Origin of the sequence: Mycobacterium sp. (genome assembly GCF_025965855.1) — a bacterium.
Taxonomy (GTDB): domain Bacteria; phylum Actinomycetota; class Actinomycetes; order Mycobacteriales; family Mycobacteriaceae; genus Mycobacterium.
Genome location: NZ_JAOPWB010000266.1, coordinates 1 through 4869 on the forward strand (window position 1 = coordinate 1; position 4869 = coordinate 4869).

Annotated in this window: 3 protein-coding genes and 2 pseudogenes; 3 read left to right on the forward strand and 2 right to left on the reverse strand. The window is 65.1% G+C overall.

Going from position 1 to position 4869, the window contains the following annotated elements:
- From JWP83_RS22530 to JWP83_RS22540, 3 genes and pseudogenes are all read left to right on the forward strand, one after another.
- Positions 1-112 (forward strand): annotated as a pseudogene (locus JWP83_RS22530) (salicylate monooxygenase); the annotation flags it as partial.
- Positions 113-209: 97 nt separating this feature from the next.
- On the forward strand, positions 210-1868 hold the full coding sequence (locus JWP83_RS22535) for an NAD-dependent malic enzyme (RefSeq protein WP_297735049.1): 1659 nt from the start codon (positions 210-212) through the stop codon (positions 1866-1868).
- A 106-nt stretch (positions 1869-1974) separates the two neighbouring features.
- Positions 1975-2365 (forward strand): annotated as a pseudogene (locus JWP83_RS22540) (thiamine pyrophosphate-binding protein); the annotation flags it as partial.
- Positions 2366-2483: 118 nt separating this feature from the next.
- Here the strand turns inward: JWP83_RS22540 and budA are convergent.
- Positions 2484-3305, reverse strand: coding sequence for an acetolactate decarboxylase (gene budA, locus JWP83_RS22545; RefSeq protein WP_297735052.1), 822 nt, complete (start codon positions 3303-3305; stop codon positions 2484-2486).
- 26 nt (positions 3306-3331) lie between these two features.
- Positions 3332-4869 (reverse strand): acetolactate synthase AlsS (gene alsS, locus JWP83_RS22550; RefSeq protein ID WP_297735055.1); only part of this gene is annotated, 1538 nt, incomplete at its 5' end.

The window sequence follows — 4869 nt, forward strand, 5'->3', positions numbered from 1 at the left end:
CCTCGACGGAACCGCGCGCATCGCCCGCAACGAACTCTTCCGCAACCTCGACACCGCCAACTACCGATACACCGACTGGCTATGGGGCTACTCGTCCGACCGGACGGCATGACTCATCCACCCCGCCCGGTGCGATTGACACTGCCGAATCGGAAAGCTCTGTTGGACAACATTGATTGCTCAATGTTCGAGCAAGAAAGGTGAAGATCATGGAAGGTTGTGCACCACAGATCCCGGTTGCCATGACCACGCCGAGCCTAAATCGTGGGGTCGCGTTCAGTCATGCGGAGCGACGCCGGCTGGGACTGACGGGCCGGCTCCCCTCGGCGGTGCTCACCTTGGAGCAGCAGGCCGAGCGTGTCTGGCAGCAGTTGCAAAGCTTGCCAACCGATTTGGCTCGCAATCTGCTTCTCGATCAGCTGCATTACCGCCATGAGGTGCTGTATTTCAAGGTGCTCTGCGAGCATCTGACCGAGTTGTTGCCGGTGGTTTACACGCCGACGGTCGGGGAGGCGATCCAGCGGTTCTCCGATGAATACCGCGGGCAGCGGGGGCTGTATCTGTCCATCGACTCCCCTGATGAGATCGCCCAATCCTTTGAGACGCTGGGGCTGGGTCCCGACGACGTCGATCTGATCGTGTGCACCGACGCCGAGGCCATCCTGGGCATCGGTGACTGGGGGGTGGGCGGAATCCAGATCGCGGTCGGGAAACTAGCGCTCTACACCGCCGGAGGCGGCATCGATCCCCGGCGCGCCATGGCGGTGTCGCTGGATGTCGGCACCGACAACGAGCAGCTGCTCAACGACCCGTTCTATTTGGGCAACCGCCACGCCCGCCGCCGCGGTACAGAGTATGACGCGTTCATCCAGACCTTCATCGAAACCGCTGATCGGGTATTCCCCCACGCGATCTTGCATTTCGAAGACTTCGGACCCGACCATGCGGGCGCCATCCTGGACAAGTATTCACCTGATTACTGCGTGTTCAACGACGACGTGCAGGGCACCGGCGCCGTGGTGATGGCCGCGGTGCACTCCGGGGTGAAGGTCAGCGGCATACCGATGAAAGACCAGAAGGTCGTCATCTTCGGTGCCGGCACCGCCGGAGTTGGTATCGCCGATCAAATCCGCGACGCGATGGTGGCCGACGGCGCCACCGTGGAGCAGGCCACGGCTCAAATCTGGCCTATCTCCAGGCGAGGGTTGCTCTTTGACGACATGAACGACCTGCGCGACTTCCAGATTCCCTACGCCAAGAACCGCCGACAGCTAGGTGTCGCCGCTGCGAATCCTGTGGGGCTGCTCGAGGCGATCAAGATGGCCGCACCGACCATCTTGGTGGGCACCTCAACGGTGCACGGCGCGTTTGACCGCGAGGTAATCGAGGCGATGGCCGCATCCACGCAACGTCCGCTGATCTTGCCGCTTTCCAACCCGACCTCGCGGATGGAGGCCATGCCGGACGATGTCCTGGCCTGGTCCGACGGCAAGGCACTTGTCGCTACCGGCACCCCGGTCGGCCCCGTGGAACACAACGGCACCAGCTACAGCATCGGTCAGGCCAACAACGCGCTGGTGTTCCCTGGTCTCGGGCTGGGGGTGATCGTCGCCGGAGCCAAGCGGGTGACCAAGAGAATGCTCGACGCCGCCGCCAAAGCCCTTGGCCAACAAGTTGACCCCGCCACACCAGGTGCCGCCCTGCTGCCAGATGTGAAGAACCTGCGGGCCATATCGGCGGTGGTGGCCGAGGCGGTCTACGCCGCGGCCGTCGAGGACGGCGTGGCAACAAAAAGCCCCGACAACGTTGCGCAAGCCATCGCGGACACCATGTGGCTGCCCGAATACGACAAAGGGCACCGCCAGTGACAGTTTCGGCGCCGGCGCAACCCACCCTGCCCCTGTCGTGGCAACGTGGACGACCGCATCTGGATTGACCCGGCGGGAAAGGGCCGCGGCAACAGCTGCCGAACTGATGGTCAACTGCTTTGAATCCGAAGGCATTTCGGCTGTCTTTGGCATCCCGGCGAGTAGAACTTCCCGCTTCGTTCAGAAATTGGCCGCATCAAACATCAGATACATGATGACCCGACACGAGCGGGCCGCCGCGTCCATGGCCGGAAGGTACGGCTAGGTGACTGAACGCGCGGCCGTCGTGACGGCCACCCTCGGACCCGGCGCGATCAACATGCAACTCGGCGTGGCCGATGCCACCACCAACAGCACTCCGATGGTCGCGATGTTCGCCCCTGTGACCCGCTGGTCCGAGGCGGTGCCGGCCGCACAGGCGATCCCGGAGGTGTTCCGCAAGACCTTTCAAGCTGGCCGAAACCGAACGACCCGTCGCGGTCTACCTAGCGATCCCGAACGCGCGCTGTAGCTCTGTGCCGCGGCTGTCGGAAGTACCGCGACCAGGCAATTATGTAGATGACTAACGCGGCGACGAGCGCCACAGCGCGTAGCGGAGATTGACCGGCGGCATTGTCAGGCGGCCGGCACGGCGCCGCCCTCGGTGAGCTCGATTTCGGCGTCGAGGTCGCGTCCGGTCAGGTCGGCGGACATAAAGGCTGGGGTTTGCGGCAGGTTGAGGTGCACGTCGGCTTGGGCGCTGATCTGGACCGTGGCCTTGTCGAGGGTGAAGTCGATGACGTGTCCGCCACCGGTGCGGTCCTCGGTGAGGAAATGCAGGTGGTAGCCGGCGACTCCCAGACCCTGGGCGTAGTCGGGGGTACGGAAGCCGATCAGCGTTCCTTGCACGTTGGTGAAGGTCGTGGTGGCCTGGTGCTTGGTGGCTTCGACGAACGCCGGGTAGGGTTGCGCCACCTTGGCGACCGTGCGGGTGTGCACCCACTGGAACGGACCGTCGATTCGGATGGCGTAGAACAGATTCTTGCTCGGCGTCACTGTGTCGATGAAGGCCTCCAGTGCCACGCGTCGCGCCGGGCCATCGAGGTGGTGGATCGCGTCGGTGCTGAAGAAGGTGACCTGGGCGAACGGTGTGGTCTCCTGCGGGTCGACGGGTGTGGCGGTGCCGTCGGAGCGGAGGCGGTAGAACTGTCCCTCGACGGCCACCATCTCGCCGTCCAGTTGGTTGAAGGTGCCGAGCCCGAAGTCGCCGTGCTTGGCGATCTCGGCGAAGGTGACGTCACCGTCGTAGACCCCGTCAAGCAGGGCCGCCATCGTGGACGTCTGGTAGATGCCGCGTTGGGGCCCCGGGTCCTGATGTAGCGGCCCGACGTGCCGGTGCCTGACCACAGGCGTGGCCGATGGAAGACGTGTCTGCTGGGCGGTAGGCAAAGTGCTCATGGTCGATGCGTTTTCTGCGCCGGCGGTTATGCGGGTACGTCTTGATGGACAAGGGCGCCGAGGGTGTGGTTGTCGCTGTAATCCACGGGGACATCGACGATCACGGGACCGGGGGTGTCGATGGCCTGCTTGAGCACCAGCTCGAAGTCGTCTGGTGAGCTGACCCGCAATCCGGTGGCGCCGAAGCTCTCGGCAAATGTCACGGTGTCGACCGGACCGAATTCGACCCCCGAGGTCCGCCCGTACTTGGCCTGCTCCTGGAAGGCGACCATGTCGTATGTGCCGTCGCGCCACACCAGGTGCACAAGGTTGGACTTCAGTCGCACGGCCGTCTCCAGCTCCATGGCTGAGAACAGGAAGCCACCGTCTCCTGACATAGAGACGACCGTCTTCTCGGGGTGGACCAGGGTGGCCGCGATCGCCCAGGGCAGGGCCACCCCAAGCGTCTGCTGACCATTGGAGATCAGCAGCGTGCGCGGCTGGTAGGAACGGAAGTGACGCGACATCCAGATGGCATGAGAGCCGACGTCACACGTCACGATCGTGTCATCGGCGAGCAGCCCGCGCAGCGCCCGCACGATCCGCAACGGATGGACACGGTCGGGCAGCTCCCGGTAGGGCATCTCCTCCAGCTCCAAAAGCCTGCCTCGCAGGTCGGTGACCAGTGAGCTGCTCTGCGCCGACAGCTTGAGTTCGCCCAGCCGCGCGGCGAGCGCGTTCACGGTCTGCACGACGTCTCCCCACAGCTCCAGGGCGGGCTGGTAGGTGTTGTCAATCTCGGCCGGCAGGGCGTCGAGATGGATGAGCTGCGCGCCTGGCGCCACGTTCCACAGCTTGGGGTCGTATTCCACCGGGTCATAGCCGATGGTCAAGATCACGTCGGCGTGGGCCAGCAGCACGTCGCCTGGCTGGTTGCGGAACAGTCCGATGCGTCCGACGAAGTGATCCTCCAGTTCGCGCGAGAGCGCCCCCGCGGCCTGGTAGGTCTCCACCACCGGAAGGTCGGTGCGCGCGAGCAATTGGCGGATCGCGGCCGTGGCATCCACATCGCCCGCGCGCACCCCGAGCAACAGGACGGGCAGCCGCGCGCCGCGCAACATCTGCACCGCGCGGTCGACGGCTTCCGCGGGTGCGGCGCCCATGGCCGGGACCAGCGAGGGACCGGCCGCAGGCAGGGCCACGGTCGCCGAACCGGCCGCCACATCTTGGGGCAGCACCACGACCGAGGCGCCCCCAGCAGGCCCGCACGCCTTGCGGAAGGCATTGGTGACGACTTCGGGCACGTTGGCGGTGTCGTTCACCTCGCCGGCGAACTTCGTGATCGGGGTGAACATGGACACCGCGTCCATCGACTGGTGTGTCCGCTTGAGTCGGTCAGGGAGCGTGACGGCCCCGCACAACGCCACCACCGGGTCTCCCTCGGTGTTGGCGGTGACCAGGCCGGTCGCGAGGTTCGTGGTGCCAGGGCCTGAGGTCACCAGGACGACGCCGGGCGTGCCGGTCAGCCGTCCGATGCCCGCCGCCATGAACGCGGCATTCTGCTCATGCCGGCAGACGATCAACT

Bases quoted from the DNA above. Each gene is read 5' to 3' on its own strand.
- JWP83_RS22535 (WP_297735049.1), top strand. From the start codon at position 210: ATGGAAGGTTGTGCACCACAGATCCCGGTTGCCATGACCACGCCGAGC.
- budA (WP_297735052.1), bottom strand. From the start codon at position 3,305: ATGAGCACTTTGCCTACCGCCCAGCAGACACGTCTTCCATCGGCCACG.